Genomic DNA, 15,664 nt, shown 5'->3' on the forward strand with positions numbered 1-15,664 from the left:
GGAGTCTGTGGACTCCTCAACCGCTCACAGGTTCCGACGAAGGAGGGCTACTTCTCGTGTTTCCCACTCATCGCCCTCGCCGGCTCCGGCGCACTCCTGCGCTCCGGCGACTCGTGGCAGAGACCTCGCTCGAACCCCGGCACCTCGTTTTGCCGATGTTCGTCGCCGACGGCATCGACGCACCGCGTGAGATCAGTTCCATGCCAGGCGTTTTCCAGCACACCCTCGATTCGCTGCGGTCCGCAGCGGTGGAAGCGGTGGAAGCCGGCGTCGGTGGCCTGATGCTCTTCGGTGTCCCGAAGGCGGAGGACAAGGATCCCCAGGGGTCCGGCGCCTCCGATCCCGACGGAATCCTCAACGTCGGATTGCGCGCTCTGGCAGACGAACTCGGCGATTCGACGGTCATCATGGCCGATACCTGCCTCGACGAGTTCACCGATCACGGCCACTGCGGCGTGTTGACTGCCGGCGGCGCTGTCGACAACGACGCGACCTTGATCCGATACGTCGAAATGGCTCTCGCGCAAGCTGAATCGGGTGCGCACCTGCTCGGCCCCAGCGGCATGATGGACGGTCAGGTGGCTGCGATCCGCGGTGCACTCGATGCTTCGGGGTATGTCGATGTCGGCCAGCTCGCCTATGCCGCGAAATATGCGTCAGCGTTCTACGGGCCGTTCCGTGAAGCCGTCGGATCCTCACTGCAAGGCGACCGTCGTACGTATCAGCAGGACGGCGCCAATCGCCGCGAGTCGATGCGCGAGGTAGACCTCGACGTCGCCGAGGGCGCCGACATGGTGATGGTCAAGCCTGCAATGTCCTACCTGGACATTCTGCGTGAGACCGCCGACCGGTCCCCGGTTCCGGTCGCTGCGTACCAGATCTCGGGGGAGTACTCGATGATCACTGCGGCCGCGCAGAACGGGTGGATCGATCGGGACGCGGCGATTCTCGAATCGCTCATCAGCATTCGCCGCGCCGGTGCCGACGTGGTCCTCACCTACTGGGCGTCGGAAGTTGCCGGATGGCTGTGACGGAGTCACGCATGGTGGCTGCGCCGGTATCGACCGATACGCTGGTGTCATGACCGAGCAGTGGCCGCCGTCGCGCCAGGAACCGCCCCGCCGGGAACCTCCCTACGAGAACCAGCCGTTCGAGAATCAGCCGTACCGCGAACTCGGACCGATGCCGACGGGTCAGATCCCGGGATACGGCCCCGGTTACAACGGATACCCGGGACCTGCGCCGAAACCCGAGCCGCCGACGGACATCGTGACTGCGATTCAGTTGTGGTGGGCTGTGACGGCGCTCGGGTTGGTCCAGGGCGGCGCGATGATCTGGATGCTGCTCGGGCAGAAGTCGATGTTCGTCGACGAGATGCTCAGAAATCAGGCAGCTGTCGACGCCGGTCTGACGCGTTCCGACGTGGAGGGCATGTTCCCACTGGTCATCGTATTCTCTGCGGTTTTGGTCGTGATCGTCACCGCCGTGTTCCTTCTGTTCGTGCGCGCGATGAGTCGCGGCAAGAACTGGGCTCGAATGTTGCTGACGTTCTGTGGCGTCTTCATGCTGGTCTCCGCGATCCCGGTGATCTTCGGGCTCGGCGGAGACGGCGGCGCGGCCACTCTGCTGTTCGGCGGAGCGGAAATCCTGCAGGCAGTTGCTGCTGTCGGGGCGATCGTGATGATGCACCGAAAAGAGTCCAATCCGTACTTTCTTCGTTTCCCCCCGGCGGGGAACCGGTAGGTAGCTCGGGGTACTGTGAAACGGGTCACTGAAGTAGTAGGGGAGAGGTCGGACGCGATGAGTTCTCAGGAAGCCCTGCGTACGGAAAGCACCCACGACGCGCCACTGCGCCAACGTGGTTCACGCACCGAAGTGATCTTGTTCGCGATCCTCGGAGCCTCTGTTCTGGTGACACTCCTGATGCTCATGATTCCGGGCATCGTCAGCGGATAGCGCACACTTGAACCCGTGAGTATCTCTACGAAGGTCAGGCGCCCGACGGCTGTCGAGGCAGCATTCTGGCTGTGGATCGCCAGCGCGTTCCTGCTCATACTCTTCGGCCTGATCAATGTCACCAGCGCTTCGTATTCGTTGCGTGAGCAGTTCACCGATCAAGGCGTTTCGGCCGGAAACATCGACATCTACGTCACCTTCGTGCGGGTGTCAGGGCTGGTTCTGCTGTTGACCGGCCTCGCGATCGGCGGCCTCGCCGGTCCCACTCGCGCCGGAAGGGCGTTGTGCCGACGGATCCTGGTGATCGTGTCCGGAGTGTTCGCGGTGCTGCAGATCGCGCTGGTCGTCGCCGGGATCAGTACCGTGCTCGCGCTGGTTGTTCCCGTCATGCTGATCTGTGCCTGCGTCGCGATCTACCGCGACACCACCCGAAGTTGGTTTGCCCGTGGCTGATCGCGCGCCGGAAATCGGCCCGGACGTTCTGTACTACGAACCGGGTTCTCGGTGGTGGGCCATCGCGTTCGGTCCGATCTTCTGCCTGATCGCCTTGGTCATCGAACTGTTCACCGGCCCGGTGGTGCATTGGTTCGGTCTGGCGATGTTCGCCGTGATCCTCACCGGATTGGTCTACGTGCAGGTGATCGCAGCACGGCGGCACGCGAGCGTACTTCTGACCGCGACCACGTTGCGTCAGGGAACCGAAGAGGTGCCGATCACCGAGATCGCCGAGGTGTTCCCGGAGTCCGACGACGCTGCCTACGAGGACGAAATGGAACCGTGGGAAACGGCACGCGCGCTCGGTGAGCTGTCCGGAGTGCCCAGGCGTCGGCACGGTATCGGCTTACGTTTGACCACCGGGGGATTGGTGCGGGCGTGGGCAAAGGACGATCAGGCACTTCGCGAGGCGTTGAGTCAGGTCGTTGTGGTTGGTGTCGAACCGGACGGGTCTGCCGATGACTGAGCCACAGCCATCCCCGCGTGTCGACGTGAAGACGTGGATCGGTGTACTCGGTATCGTCGCCGCAACGATTCTGGCGGTCGTGTGCTGGCGAGCGGGTACGACGACGTCCGACTTCGGACCGATACTGGAGGGCGCTCCACCGTTCGAGAGCACGCACTACGACGGTCTCTGGATCTCGGGCGCCGGGTTGTCGATTCTGGTTGCGGGGCTGATGGCCATCGATGTCGTGCGCCGCGTCCGGGTGGGCTTCGTCGCATCGCAGTAGCCCTCATACGGGTAGGGGGTATAGTTGCGGTATGAGTAGTTACAGCCCCGAGCAGGACGATCTGCTCAAGCGCCTTCGTCGTATCGAAGGTCAGGTAGCCGGAATTTCACGCATGGTCGCAGACGACCGGTACTGCATCGACGTGCTCACCCAGGTATCCGCCGCGACGAGCGCGTTGCAGTCCGTGTCCCTGAAGCTTCTCGACGCCCACCTTGCGGGTTGCGTCGTCGAAGCTGCCAAGCAGGGTGGTCCGGAAGCGGACGTCAAGATCAAGGAAGCTCAGGCGGCCATCGCTCGCCTCGTTCGTTCGTAAGGTGTCGGTCCGTCACTCCGTGATGGACCGCGCGAGCGCCCGGGCGGAGAAGCTCACGAAGTACTCGGGTGTGACTTCTTTGGCGATGTTGATGACGATGGTGTCCGACAGGCCTTTGAGTCCGGAGAGCACGAGATGGATCAACGCGGGGTCGTCGATCAACCGGCTCCCTTCGGCTGCAGCAGATTCGGTGAGCGCTCGAATCAATGCCGAGTTGTAGACCGCTACGGATGCGTGAAGTTCCCGCATGCTTTCTCGGTCGGACCCGGCCATGCCTTCGATGTCGCGCCAAGTGGTGGTGAGTCGACCCACCCGTGCCCAGTGCCGAGCAAACTCGGAAATCATGGACTCGAGTAAGGCGCTCAGTCCCTGCTCGCGGGGGAGCGAGTTCACGAAGTCCGCCATTTCCAGCTGACTTTCGCTGAGGAGGGCGGCGAAGATGTCCTGCTTGTCGACGAAGTACTGGTAGATCAGGCCAGTGCTGGTGCCGGCTCGTTTGGCGACAGCGCGGATCGTGAGCGCGGAGTAGCCTCCTTCGTCCAGAAGCGAGATCGCCGCGTCGAGAGTTCGGCGTCGACGCACTTCGGCGTCGCCGTAGATCGACTTGCTGCTGGTACTGCTCATTTGATCACCGTAGTCGCGGTGGTCGGCATCCTCAATTCACATCGAACACTGTTCGTTGTCGAGCGCCGTCCAGAATTTGATGTGACTCAGATCATAGAATGAACATTGTTCGAAATAGAATGAACATCGTTCATTCTGGTGTTACGGTATGGCGCAGACCACATCGAGGCCAGTGCAAAGTGCTGGACACTCTGCGGTCGGCCTGACCTTTCTTCCCGTATCGATCGGGAGGTCTACACAGTTGTGGAGTACCTATGACACGCACTAACGATGAACGCGCGGCGATCGACATCGCCGCTGCGGCTGGAGAACTTCTGCTCGACCATCGGAAATCCCTCGGCGAAAACGACGGTGATGTCGCGACTTTCAAGAACGCGGCCGATCGGCTCAGTCACGAATTCATCGTCGCCGAACTTGCCCGACGCTTTCCTGCGGATGCAGTGCTGTCGGAGGAAGGGGCTGACGACCTCGCGAGGCTGGCTGCGGATCGGGTGTGGATCGTCGACCCTCTCGACGGCACCCGTGAGTACGGCGAGGCCGGACGACCGGACTGGGCCGTTCATGTTGCACTGACCGAAAACGGTGTCCTCACAACGGGTGCGGTCGCAATGCCTGCCCTTGGCGTCACCTATTCGAGCAGCGATGATCGAACCGAACGGGATGCCGCGACGCCGGTTCGAGTCGTCGTATCGCGGACGCGTCGTCCGGAACCGGTCATGCGCATGGCCGACTCGATGGGCGCGGAGTTGATCGAAATGGGATCCGCCGGAGCCAAAGCAATGGCGGTCGTCTCGGGTGAGGCAGACATCTATGCACATGCGGGCGGACAGTACGAGTGGGATTCGGCGGCGCCCGTTGCTGTCGCACGTGCTGCGGGACTGCATGTTTCGCGTATCGATGGCAGCGAACTGCGCTACAACCAGGAAAACCCGTGGTTGCCGGATCTGCTGATCTGCCGACCCGAACTCGCCCCGAAAGCACTGGAGGAACTGGGCCGATGACCGCGACACTGACGCACCTCGAACGACTCGAAGCCGAGAGCATTCACATCATGCGTGAAGCTGTTGCCCAGAGCGAGAACCCGGTGATGTTGTACTCGGTGGGCAAGGACTCCGCCGTGATGCTGCATCTGGCGCGCAAGGCCTTCTATCCGTCGAAGCTGCCGTTTCCGCTTCTGCACGTCGATACCACGTGGAAGTTCCGTGAAATGTACAAACTTCGTGACAGTACCGCTGCTGCAGGCGATCTCGATCTGATCGTCCACACCAACCCGGACTGCGTGAAGCAGGGGATCAACCCGTTCACTCACGGCAGCGCTGTCCATACCGATATGTGGAAGACCGAAGGCCTCAAACAAGCCCTCGATCACTACAAGTTCGACGCTGCATTCGGCGGCGCCCGACGTGACGAAGAAAAATCCCGCGCCAAGGAACGCATCTTCTCGATCCGATCAGCTGCGCACCGTTGGGATCCCAAGCAGCAGCGACCGGAACTGTGGCGGATGTACAACGTCCGCAAAGCGCCGGGCGAGAGCCTGCGCGTCTTCCCTCTCTCGAACTGGACCGAGCTGGATGTGTGGGAATACATACGCCAGGAAGAGATTCCGATCGTTCCGCTGTATTTCGCCGACAAGCGGCCCGTCGTAGAGCGGGACGGTGCGCTGATCATGGTCGACGACGACCGGATGCCGTTACTGCCGGGAGAGACCCCGGAACTCAAGAGCGTTCGTTTCCGCACCCTCGGCTGCTACCCGCTGACCGGAGCCGTCGAATCGACCGCAACGAGCCTGACCGAGATCATCTCGGAAATGTTGCTCACCACCACTTCCGAACGCCAGGGACGGGTCATCGACCACGACTCCAGCGCGTCGATGGAAAAGAAGAAGCAAGAGGGGTACTTCTGATGACTGTTTCCTCGGATCTGATCGCTGACGACATCGAGGCGTACCTCGAACGTCATGCAAACAAGAGCATGCTGCGATTCATCACGTGCGGCAGCGTCGACGACGGCAAGAGCACCTTGATCGGCCGTCTGCTCTACGAATCGAAACTCGTCTTCGACGACCAGTTGACGGCGCTCGAAGCCGATTCGCGCAAGAGCGGAACCCAGGGGGAGGGGCTCGATTTCGCGCTCCTGGTCGACGGCCTCGCCGCCGAACGTGAGCAGGGCATCACGATCGACGTCGCCTACCGCTACTTCACGACCGAGCGACGCAAGTTCGTCGTCGCCGATACTCCGGGGCACGAGCAGTACACCCGAAACATGGTGACGGGCGCGTCGACCGCCGATCTTGCTGTGATCCTTGTCGATTCCCGCAAGGGGATACTGACCCAGACCCGCCGGCACTCGTATCTGGTGTCGTTGCTGGGGATCAAGCACGTGGTGCTTGCCGTGAACAAACTCGACCTCGTCGACTACTCGCAAGAGGTCTTCGATGCCATTACCGCGGATTATGCAGAGTTCGCTCACGAGATCGGTCTGGACGGGTTCGTCGCCATCCCGATGTCGGCATACATGGGTGACAATCTCACCGAGCGCAGTGCGAATACCCCGTGGTACTCCGGACCAAGCCTGATCGAGCATCTCGAAAGCGTGGACATCGACGATGCTGCCGCCGCGGCTCCGTTCCGGATGCCGGTGCAGTGGGTCAACCGGCCGGACCTCGACTTCCGCGGATTCTCCGGCCAGATCGTTTCCGGCACCGTATCTCCCGGAGATCCCATCCGCGTGCTCCCCAGTGGAAAGACGTCCACAGTCGAGCGCATCGTGACCATGGGTGGCGACCTCGACGTTGCCGGTGCGGGCCGCTCGGTCACCATCACGCTCGCCGACGAGATCGACATCAGTCGCGGTGATGTGCTGTCCATCGGCGACAATCCGCCGGCCGTAGCCGATCAGTTCGAGGCCTGCATCGTCTGGATGGGTGAGGCTCCCATGCTGCCCGAACGGCCGTTCCTGTGCCAGATCGGTACCGTCACAGTCACTGCGCGCATCACCAAACCGAAACACAAGATCAACGTCAACACTCTCGAGAAGACCGCAACGACTACTCTCGCGCTCAACGAAATCGGTGTCTGCAACCTCAGTTTCGATCGACCGGTCCCGTTCGACCCGTACGTCGGCAACCGTGACACCGGTAGCTTCATCCTCATCGACCGCCTTACCAACGGCACTGTCGGTGCGGGCATGATCACGCACTCGCTGCGTCGATCGGACAACATTCACTGGCAATCCGTCGACGTCGACGAGGCCGCGCACACCAGGCTCAAGGGACACCAACCCGCAGTTCTGTGGTTCACCGGTCTCTCCGGTTCGGGAAAGTCGACCATCGCGAACGATGTCGAGCGTCAACTGCACGCACTCGGCGCGCACACCTACCTCCTCGACGGAGACAACGTCCGTCACGGGCTGAATCGAGACCTCGGATTCACCGAAGCCGACCGCGTCGAGAACATCCGTCGCGTCACCGAGGTCACCCGACTGATGGCGGACGCCGGTCTGATCGTGCTCGCGTCCTTCATTTCACCGTTCGAGGCCGAGCGTCATGCCGCCCGTGAATTGATCGGCGACGAACAGTTCGTCGAAATCTTCGTCGACACCGCTCTTGCCGTCGCAGAGGAGCGAGATCCCAAGGGTCTGTACAAGAAGGCTCGACGGGGCGAGTTGGTGAACTTCACCGGAATCGATTCGCCGTACGAACCGCCGCAGAACCCTGACATTCACATCGACACCAGCGTCACGACGACCGAGGACGCTGCGATCGCGATCGTCGACCATCTCCGCGCCCGCGGAACCATTTCTTGATCCGCCTGAACACGAGGAGCATCCATGCCTGACAGGGCTGAAATAGTTTCTGCCGTAGAAGATTACGTCAAGTGTCTCGGAAGTCACGACGTCGACGGACTGGTTGCGCTGTTTGCGCCCGACGCAGTTCAACACGAACCGCTGGGGGTCCAGACCTACCGCGGAATCGAGGAGATTCGCGAATTCGATACCGCGAACGCGCAGGTCGATTTCACAGTCAGCCTGCTCGGTCCGATTTCGGTGACGGGAAAGTACGCAGCCATGCAGCTTCGGGTGCAGCGCGCCGGTATCCCTGACTTCGCTGCCACCGATGTGTTCGAGTTCGACGAGAACGGCAAGATCATCTCCCTGAGTGTTGTTCTCGATCCGCAGGCGCTGTGCTGACCCATCAGGGCCTGCTGGCAGGCAAGGTTGTCGTCGTCTCGGGAGTGGGCCCGGCGCTGGGTCGTTCGATTGCGCTGCAGAGCGCGGCGGCCGGAGCGAAGGTTGTTCTGGCTGCCCGCACACCCGAGCGCTTGGAATCGGTGGCAAGGGAGATTCGAGACCGCGGCGGAATCGCGTTGGCCGTACCGACGAACCTCACCGACGTCGATTCGATCGCTTCGTTGGCGGAGACAACTGTCGCTGAGTTCGGTGCGGCGCATTGCTTGGTGAACAACGCATTTGTTCAACCCGCGCAGGTCCCGCTCCTGGACGCCGACGTGGCGTCCATCCAGTCGGGCATCGACATCAACTTGCTCGCGGCGTTGAACGTCACCAGAGAATTTGCTCCGGCATTGATCGAGTCGCACGGGTCCGTCGTGATGGTCACGTCCATGGTGTTGCGCAACCAGCTTCCCGGGTTCGGGGCCTACCGCATCATGAAATCCGGGCTCCTGGCAATGGCACGCAGTTTGTCGATCGATCTCGGTCCCAAGGGCGTTCGAGTCAATTCGGTTGCTCCCGGCTATATCTGGGCGGACTCGGTCAAGAACATGTTCGAGAAGAAGGCGGCGGAGGCAGGAGTCGACCCCAAGGTGATCTACGACGAGATCGCAGCGGGCGCCGATCTGCGCCGATTGCCGGAGCCAGATGACATCGCAAACGCTGTCGTCTTCCTCCTGTCCGATTCAGCCAGGGCCATCACAGGGCAATGTCTCGACGTCAACTGCGGTCACACGCACCACTGATCAACTCATACAAGGACTAGCCATGACACAGGATTACGACGGCATCGGTTCCATCGATGACCTGCACCAGGCTGCGCGCGAGGCGGCCGGGTACGAAAACTTCGGCAGCGAAAGCTATCTCGAAGGACTTCGAGTTCTCCTCGAGTCGTTCCAGAACGAGGCCGACCTCACTCCTCACGGCAAGGTGATCGCTCGCAAGATGATCGTCGGAGCGCTCGCGGGTCGCCTGACCAGTGAGGCCGGATTCGCGAAATATCCAGAGCACGTAGATGTTCCGATCGAACGCCCGATCTTCGTGGTCGGGTTGACCCGCACCGGCAGCACCGCGCTGCACCGCTTGCTCGGTGCCGACCCAGCGCATCAGGGCGCCGAGATGTGGCTCGCCGAGACGCCGCAGCCGCGCCCCGAGCGCGACAAGTGGTCGGAGAACGAAGATTACGTTCGCTCCGACGCCTTCTACCGTGCTCGCCAGCGTAACGAGGCAGACCTGATGAAGGTTCATTTCATGGGGGCGGAGGAGGTCGAGGAATGCTGGCGGCTGCTGCAGCAGACGATGCTCTCGACCGCGTTCGAGACGGTGGCGTACGTGCCGAGTTACACCCGGTGGCTGGCGGAGCAGGACTGGACCGAAACATATGCGCGGCACAAGAAGAACCTGCAGTTGATCGGGCTGCACGACCAGGACAGACGGTGGGTGCTCAAAAGCCCGAGCCATGTCTTCGCGATCAACGAGATCATGTCGGTCTATCCGGATGCACTGTTCGTTCGGACCTTCCGAGACCCGTTGACATCGATGGCGTCCACCTTCAGCCTCGTAGAGCAGGGCGGACACGACATGTCGAAGGCATTCGACCGTCCCGCCATCGGGCGCACGCAACTGGACCTGTGGGCGCGAGGGAACGCGAACTTCAACAATGCCCGTAGCCGTTACAACCCCGATCAGTTCATCGACGTCGACTACAAGGACTTCATCGCCGGTGCGGTCGGCACCGTCGAGAAGATCTATGCACAGTTCGCCCTGCCCTTCACAGACGACGCCCGCGCCGCGGTGGAGGCGTCGCATCAGGCCAGCCTTGCCGAGCACCGTCGTCCGTCGCATCGCTATTCGCTCGAGGATTTCGGCGTGAGCGCTGCCGACGTCGAAGCGAAGTTCGCCACCACACCCTGAAGGCCTCCGGCCCTGTGCGCCTTTTTGGTAGTGCCGACTACCAAAAAGGCGCACAGGGCGAAGCCCCAACCGAAACAAGGAGATTCACATGAATGCTGTTTGGGAAAAGTTCTGCGCAGATCTGCTCGAGGTCGGAAAGGTCCTGGAAGACGAGATCGTCCCTCAGGATCCGCTGACTCAAGCCGAGGGCGTCCGCTACCTGAGTCGGTTGCTTCGGTACGGCACGATCAACTGTGTCGAGTACACCGATCCACGGTGGCCGCAGTTCTCGTCGGCTCCGAACCCGAACATGATGACGAAGATCGGTGCCGACAACCCGGACAACGTCTACATGCGCGCCAACATTTCCGGTAAGTACAACTACCGGATCATCGGCACCCGAGGCACCGTCCCGCTGATCACCTTCGGCTCGCGCGTAAATCGGTACCACATCGACGGCACCATGCTGCAGACCGGCGATCTGCATATCCACGACCTCGAGGTCGACGAGAACGGCCGTTTCGAGTTCATCGCGAGCGTCGACAAGCCCGACGAGGGTGCTTGGCTGCCTTTGGCGCCCGACAGCAACCTCATCTCCGTTCGGCAAACTCACCGGGATCGGCGCAACGAGGTCATCGGTGATCTGACCATCGAATGCCTGAACCCGGACGGGGAGTTCGTCCCGTTGAGTCCGGAAGAGATCGGCGAGCGCCTCACCAAGTCCGTCGGGATCGTGAAGGGGATGGCGGAGACCTTCCTGGAATGGTCGCGCAAATTCCAGCCGCACACCAACGAGATTTTCGACTGGGGACAGGACTACTTCCAGGATGCCGGCGGCGATCCGACGATCTTCTACTTCCACGGTTACTGGAAGCTCGCCGAGGACGAGGCGTGGGTCATCGAGACCGAGGTTCCGAACTGCGAGTACTTCAACTTCGTGCTGCAGAACTTCTGGGTCGAGTCCCTCGACTACAACCGCACGAACATCTACATCAACAATCACACCGCGAAGCTCAACGACGACGGCACCATGACAATCGTCGTGGCGGCGAAGGATCCGGGTTATGGCAACTGGATCGACACCGATTCGCATGCCGAGGGGACATGGGCGCTGCGCTGGATCAAGGCGGACTCGCACCCGATCCCGACGTCAAAGGTAGTCAAGATCTGACACGCTGACGGAGATTGGGAACGTATGTACACCAGGAAGATTAGGTTCGGCCCTCGCTTTGTCGCGCTCGGGCTTGCCGGTGCATTGATGTTGGCCGGCTGCGCGTCGAGCAGTGGGGACAACTCGGGATCGGCTTCATCGAGCAGTAGTGGCGCAGCTGGTTTTGTGGGCGCCCCAGATGTGGGGGAGCGGATCGACGGCGGTGTTCTCACCTTCGGGTCCTATTCGTTCCCTTCCTCGTTGGACCCCACGAGAACGCAAGCCGCCGGTTCGACCGGCGGAACCGAAATGGCCGCGATTTACGACACGCTGGTACGCAGCGACTCCACAAACGGGAGCTTCGTGCCACAACTCGCGAAGACACTGTCGAACAACAGCGACTTCACCTCGTACACCGTCACTTTGGCTGACGGCCTCACCTTCAGCGACGGAAGTCCGCTCGACGCGGAAGCGGTGAAGTGGAGTATCGATCGATTCGTGGCAGGCAAGGGTGATGTATCGCAGACCTGGCTCAACATCGTGGATCGGATCGAGACGCCCGACGCCACCACAGTCGAATTCGTGCTCGAGCGGCCCTGGCGTCAATTCCCGGCGCTGTTGTCGCTCGGGCCCGGAATGATCGTTGCGCGAAGTTCAGGGGGAGAGGCAGGGTCGGTTTCAGGAACCGGGGAGAGAGCGTTCACACCGATCGGGGCGGGTCCGTTCACCTTGGCCAAGTTCGCCCCGCACGAAGAACTGGTACTCGCCGCACGCACGGATTATCAGGGCGGTAAACCTCCACTGGACACAGTGCGGTTTGTTCCCACGTCGGGTGCGCAGTCTCAGTACGAATCGTTGAAGAGCGGCCAGATCGACATGACGTACATCCTCCGCGACGAGGCCGTGATCGAACAAGCTCTCGACGAAGGATACTCGGGTTACCTCAGTCCGACCGGACAGAACGGGATCGGCACGATCAACAACCGTGAGGGCAAGCCCGGGGCCGATGTTCGCGTCCGTCAGGCGATCGCCTACGGGGTGGATCCGGCGGCGGTCAATACCCGGGCGAACAACGGATTGGGCACCGCCAGTTCCGAACTGGTCCCGCAGACGTCACGTTGGTACAACAACACAGCAGCCATTCCGTTCGATCAGGTGAAGGCAAAGGCGCTGCTCGATCAAGCGAAGTCCGACGGGTACGACGGGAAACTCCGCTACCTCACCACCTCGGAGCCGAGCCAACAGGCGACGGCACTGACGGTTCAGGCTTCGCTGAACGCGATCGGTTTCGACGTCACCATCGACTACGCGACCGATGTGACCGATCTGGTTCGACGGGTATACAAGGACCACGATTTCGACATGACCAGAGGTGGCGCTCCGGTCGGAGAAGAAGCGCCGTACCTCAATTTGTACAACAGTATGGCCAGTGATTCGAAGAACAACCCGTCCGGCTTCGCGGACCCGGAGATGGACGCGATGATCACAGCTGTGCAGACGGCATCGACGGACAATGCTGTCCGTGAGGCGATCAGCAAGGTGCAGGAGTACGCCAACGCGACTGTGCCTTACGTGATCTGGGGGCCGGCGTCGGTGTTGACCGCATGGGACGGCAACGTTCACGGCGTCGTTCGCAACATCACCGACATCATGTTCTTGGGCGGCGCTTGGATCTCGCCCAACGGCGAAACGGTGGAACGATGAAGTGGTCCTTGGCGGGTGCGATGATCGACGCGCTGGAACTGTGCGAGTTGGCGCAGGTCGCCGAAGAGGTGGGGTTCGACGGAATCGCGATGCCGGATTCCGTGTTCTATCCGGAGCAGGTGTCGGCGCCGTACCCGTACACTGCTGACGGGAAGCGGATGTGGGCGCCCGAGACGCCGATGCCTGATCCGTTCATTGCCATGGCGGCGATGGCGGCCGTCACATCGCGAATTCAGTTCTACACCAACGTGTTCAAACTTCCACTGCGCGATCCGCTGTTGACTGCCAAGCAGGTCGCGACCATGGCCGTGATGTCGAGGAACCGCGTCGCTCTCGGCGTCGGTTTGTCCTGGATTCCCGAGGAATTCACCTTCACCGGTACCGAGATGCGCACCCGCGGCGCGCGTACCGACGAAGCCATCGAGATCATCAAGGCGGTGTGTGCGGGACGTGGGCCGGAATGGGTCGAATACCACGGCAAGCACTACGATTTCGACGCTCTGATGATCAGTCCTGCTCCGGAGATTCCGGTTCCGATCTACATCGGTGGGCACAGCGAACCGGGGTTGCGTCGTGCAGCCAGGCTGGCCGACGGTTGGATGTCGGTGAACACGACCAAAGCCGAATTAGCCTGCGCCATCGATCGTCTCACGGAATTGCGGGTCGAGTACGGTCGTGCCGATGTTCCTTTCGGCGTCAACGTCTCGCCGACGGATGTTCGTGATCTGGACGGATATCGCGAACTCGAGACTCTCGGAGTCACGGAAATCAGAGTTTTGCCCTGGTATCACTACGGAGTTGACTCCGGTGATCGTCAGGGACGACTCGACTCCGTTCGGCGGTTTGCCGAGGAGGTCATCGCTCAGTACTGATCGATCAGCGTCTGCATCGCCCGGCCGTAGAGTTTTGCCAACTCGTCGCGATCTGCGGACTGGGGGATACTCTCGTCGCTGAGGACGCTCAACAGCCCGGACACCTGGGCGGAGACCAGGAGTGCGCGGGTGTACGCGTCTTCGCCGTCTAGACGAGCGGCGAGATTGGTGGCGAATACTCCGGTCATGTCTCGGAGTCGCTCCCGGATGCGTGGACTGTCCGACGCTCGCATGAGCGCTGTGTACACCGACAGCATCCGGGCGTCGGCCTTGCCCAGGACGAAGGCGGCGATTCGCTCACCGAGGGTGTCGAGTGGGCCGTCGAACTGGCCTTCGAAGTAGTCCGCAACCGGCGTGGTTTCCAGGAACAGTGCTTCTTTGGACCCGAAATGCCGGATGACCAGGGCCGGATCGATTCCGGCAACTTTGGCGATGGCGCGAATTGACGTGCCGCCGAACCCGTGCTCGCCGAACAGTTGGAACGCCGCCGCGCGAATCGCCTCGGATGTCGAGGGGTGCTCCTGCTCTGGCGTGTGCCTCGTGGGTGTCACGACATCGACCTCTGTGCTCGCTCGCCGACCGCGTTGTCAACGGCGTTGACTATAACGTGTCAACGGTGTTGACTGTTGAGTCTGTCAACGGTGTTGACAGCTAGATGCGGTTAGTGAAGAGAGCGTGGAATATGACAGATACCGACGTCCGAGTACCCAGCGAAGAAGTTGTCGATCCGCCGACCAATTGGAAGATGGTGGGCAGTGGACTCGCATTTCCGTTGTTCTTCGTCATCATGTTCTGCTTGTGCTACGTCAGCGCCTTCCATTCGCCGACGCCGAATCAGGCACCGATCGTGGTGGTCGGGTCGCCGTCCGTCACGGCCCCGCTGATCGACGGAATCCAGGCTTCGTCGGGTGACAAGTTCGACATCGTTGCCACAGCCAACGCCGCCGACGCACTCTCTCGGATCGACAACCGCGATGCGATCGGCGCCATCGAGATCGGTGACACCGTGACCGCACATATCGCCACCGGCGCGGGCGCCTCGACGGTTTCCGTGGTGAGCAGCTTGGCGCATTCGGTTGCGGAGCAGACGGGGCAGCAGGTCACGGTGATCGACTCGGCGCCTGTCACGGCGCGAGACTCCTCGACCGTCGGACTCTTCTACTTCCTGATCGTCTGCACCCTCGGTGGCTACCTGACCATCACGGTGCTCAGTCAGGTTGCGCCGAGAATGCGGTTGCGAGAGCAGTATTCGATCCTGGCCGGTGCGGCGATACTCACCCCGCTCATAGCCTTCGGCATCACCAGCATCTTCATGCACGCCTTCGGGGCGTCGTTCGGCCAGATCCTGCAACTGCTGGGAATCTCGATGGTTTACACGTTCACCGTCGGTGCGGTGAGCATTCTGCTCAATCGACTGCTCGGCCAAGCCGCGATCTTCGCGGTGCTGACGGTGCTCGTTTTCATCAACTTCCCGAGTTCGGGTGGTGCCATTCCGGTGTCGTTCCTGCCCGGATTCTGGCAGCACATCCATTCGTTCTGGCTCGGATCGGCAGCCATGGAGCCCATCCGCTCCGTCATCTACTTCAGTGGCAACGGCGCCGGACCGCACCTGCTCGTTCTGGGGATCTGGCTGGTCGCGGCACTCGGCCTGACCGGACTGCTCGCCTCTCGCCAGTCGAAAAAGGCAGCAGCGCACTGA

Annotated in this window: 19 protein-coding genes; 17 read left to right on the forward strand and 2 right to left on the reverse strand. The window is 61.5% G+C overall.

Going from position 1 to position 15,664, the window contains the following annotated elements:
- Positions 1 to 56: 56 nt before the first annotated feature.
- From hemB to QRN54_RS09215, 7 genes are read left to right on the forward strand one after another with little or no spacing between them, the layout of a single operon-like run.
- Positions 57 to 1,031 (forward strand): porphobilinogen synthase, encoded by a 975-nt coding sequence (hemB, locus tag QRN54_RS09185; protein ID WP_007735309.1) that lies wholly within the window; start codon positions 57 to 59, stop codon positions 1,029 to 1,031.
- Between the two features lie 49 nt (positions 1,032 to 1,080).
- Positions 1,081 to 1,743 (forward strand): hypothetical protein, encoded by a 663-nt coding sequence (locus QRN54_RS09190; protein WP_285181883.1) that lies wholly within the window; start codon positions 1,081 to 1,083, stop codon positions 1,741 to 1,743.
- Positions 1,744 to 1,800: 57 nt separating this feature from the next.
- On the forward strand, positions 1,801 to 1,956 hold the full coding sequence (locus QRN54_RS09195; protein WP_003941930.1) for a hypothetical protein: 156 nt from the start codon (positions 1,801 to 1,803) through the stop codon (positions 1,954 to 1,956).
- Between the two features lie 15 nt (positions 1,957 to 1,971).
- Positions 1,972 to 2,409 carry a hypothetical protein gene (locus QRN54_RS09200; protein ID WP_003942066.1) on the forward strand — a complete coding sequence of 146 codons (438 nt, stop codon included), beginning with the start codon at positions 1,972 to 1,974 and terminating at the stop codon, positions 2,407 to 2,409.
- The gene (mce1N, locus tag QRN54_RS09205; protein ID WP_003941872.1) at positions 2,402 to 2,917 is read left to right on the forward strand and encodes a transport-regulating membrane protein Mce1N; all 516 of its coding nucleotides are present in this window, start codon (positions 2,402 to 2,404) and stop codon (positions 2,915 to 2,917) included. The genes QRN54_RS09200 and mce1N overlap by 8 nt, the downstream gene beginning before the upstream one ends.
- On the forward strand, positions 2,910 to 3,182 hold the full coding sequence (locus tag QRN54_RS09210) for a hypothetical protein (RefSeq protein WP_007735305.1): 273 nt from the start codon (positions 2,910 to 2,912) through the stop codon (positions 3,180 to 3,182). The genes mce1N and QRN54_RS09210 overlap by 8 nt, the downstream gene beginning before the upstream one ends.
- A gap of 31 nt (positions 3,183 to 3,213) precedes the next feature.
- Complete coding sequence (locus QRN54_RS09215) at positions 3,214 to 3,495, forward strand: metal-sensitive transcriptional regulator (RefSeq protein WP_003942012.1); 282 nt, start codon at positions 3,214 to 3,216, stop codon at positions 3,493 to 3,495.
- A 12-nt stretch (positions 3,496 to 3,507) separates the two neighbouring features.
- Here the strand turns inward: QRN54_RS09215 and QRN54_RS09220 are convergent, their stop codons facing one another.
- Positions 3,508 to 4,119: a TetR/AcrR family transcriptional regulator gene (locus QRN54_RS09220; RefSeq protein ID WP_003942004.1), complete on the reverse strand. Its 612-nt coding sequence runs from the start codon at positions 4,117 to 4,119 to the stop codon at positions 3,508 to 3,510.
- A 254-nt stretch (positions 4,120 to 4,373) separates the two neighbouring features.
- Here QRN54_RS09220 and QRN54_RS09225 point away from each other — a divergent pair, with 254 nt between their 5' ends.
- The 9 genes from QRN54_RS09225 (at position 4,374) to QRN54_RS09265 (ending at position 13,965) form a co-directional block, all read left to right on the forward strand.
- Positions 4,374 to 5,120 (forward strand): 3'(2'),5'-bisphosphate nucleotidase CysQ, encoded by a 747-nt coding sequence (locus tag QRN54_RS09225; RefSeq protein WP_064074197.1) that lies wholly within the window; start codon positions 4,374 to 4,376, stop codon positions 5,118 to 5,120.
- Positions 5,117 to 6,022: a sulfate adenylyltransferase subunit CysD gene (gene cysD, locus QRN54_RS09230; protein ID WP_019744365.1), complete on the forward strand. Its 906-nt coding sequence runs from the start codon at positions 5,117 to 5,119 to the stop codon at positions 6,020 to 6,022. The genes QRN54_RS09225 and cysD overlap by 4 nt, the downstream gene beginning before the upstream one ends.
- Positions 6,022 to 7,923 (forward strand): sulfate adenylyltransferase subunit CysN, encoded by a 1,902-nt coding sequence (cysN, locus tag QRN54_RS09235; RefSeq protein ID WP_007735300.1) that lies wholly within the window; start codon positions 6,022 to 6,024, stop codon positions 7,921 to 7,923. Before cysD ends, cysN begins: the two co-directional genes overlap by 1 nt.
- A 24-nt stretch (positions 7,924 to 7,947) precedes the next feature.
- Complete coding sequence (locus QRN54_RS09240) at positions 7,948 to 8,307, forward strand: nuclear transport factor 2 family protein (RefSeq protein WP_064113991.1); 360 nt, start codon at positions 7,948 to 7,950, stop codon at positions 8,305 to 8,307.
- Positions 8,301 to 9,092, forward strand: coding sequence for an SDR family oxidoreductase (locus tag QRN54_RS09245; RefSeq protein WP_064113990.1), 792 nt, complete (start codon positions 8,301 to 8,303; stop codon positions 9,090 to 9,092). Before QRN54_RS09240 ends, QRN54_RS09245 begins: the two co-directional genes overlap by 7 nt.
- Positions 9,093 to 9,114: 22 nt before the next feature.
- Entirely contained in the window at positions 9,115 to 10,260 is a 1,146-nt protein-coding gene (locus QRN54_RS09250) for a sulfotransferase family protein (protein ID WP_285181884.1), read from the forward strand.
- 88 nt (positions 10,261 to 10,348) lie between these two features.
- Positions 10,349 to 11,410, forward strand: coding sequence for a DUF1214 domain-containing protein (locus QRN54_RS09255; protein WP_058038149.1), 1,062 nt, complete (start codon positions 10,349 to 10,351; stop codon positions 11,408 to 11,410).
- 24 nt (positions 11,411 to 11,434) lie between these two features.
- A complete protein-coding gene (locus tag QRN54_RS09260; RefSeq protein WP_285181885.1) occupies positions 11,435 to 13,093 on the forward strand; it encodes an ABC transporter substrate-binding protein in 1,659 nt (552 codons plus the stop codon).
- Complete coding sequence (locus QRN54_RS09265; RefSeq protein WP_081557560.1) at positions 13,090 to 13,965, forward strand: TIGR03619 family F420-dependent LLM class oxidoreductase; 876 nt, start codon at positions 13,090 to 13,092, stop codon at positions 13,963 to 13,965. The genes QRN54_RS09260 and QRN54_RS09265 overlap by 4 nt, the downstream gene beginning before the upstream one ends.
- Here QRN54_RS09265 and QRN54_RS09270 read toward each other — a convergent pair.
- Positions 13,956 to 14,516 (reverse strand): TetR/AcrR family transcriptional regulator, encoded by a 561-nt coding sequence (locus tag QRN54_RS09270; protein WP_285181886.1) that lies wholly within the window; start codon positions 14,514 to 14,516, stop codon positions 13,956 to 13,958. The genes QRN54_RS09265 and QRN54_RS09270 overlap by 10 nt on opposite strands.
- A 131-nt stretch (positions 14,517 to 14,647) precedes the next feature.
- Here QRN54_RS09270 and QRN54_RS09275 point away from each other — a divergent pair, with 131 nt between their 5' ends.
- Complete coding sequence (locus QRN54_RS09275; protein WP_003941940.1) at positions 14,648 to 15,664, forward strand: ABC transporter permease; 1,017 nt, start codon at positions 14,648 to 14,650, stop codon at positions 15,662 to 15,664.

Origin of the sequence: Rhodococcus sp. MEB032, assembly GCF_030208925.1 — a bacterium.
GTDB classification, from domain to species: Bacteria; Actinomycetota; Actinomycetes; order Mycobacteriales; family Mycobacteriaceae; genus Rhodococcus_F; species Rhodococcus_F qingshengii.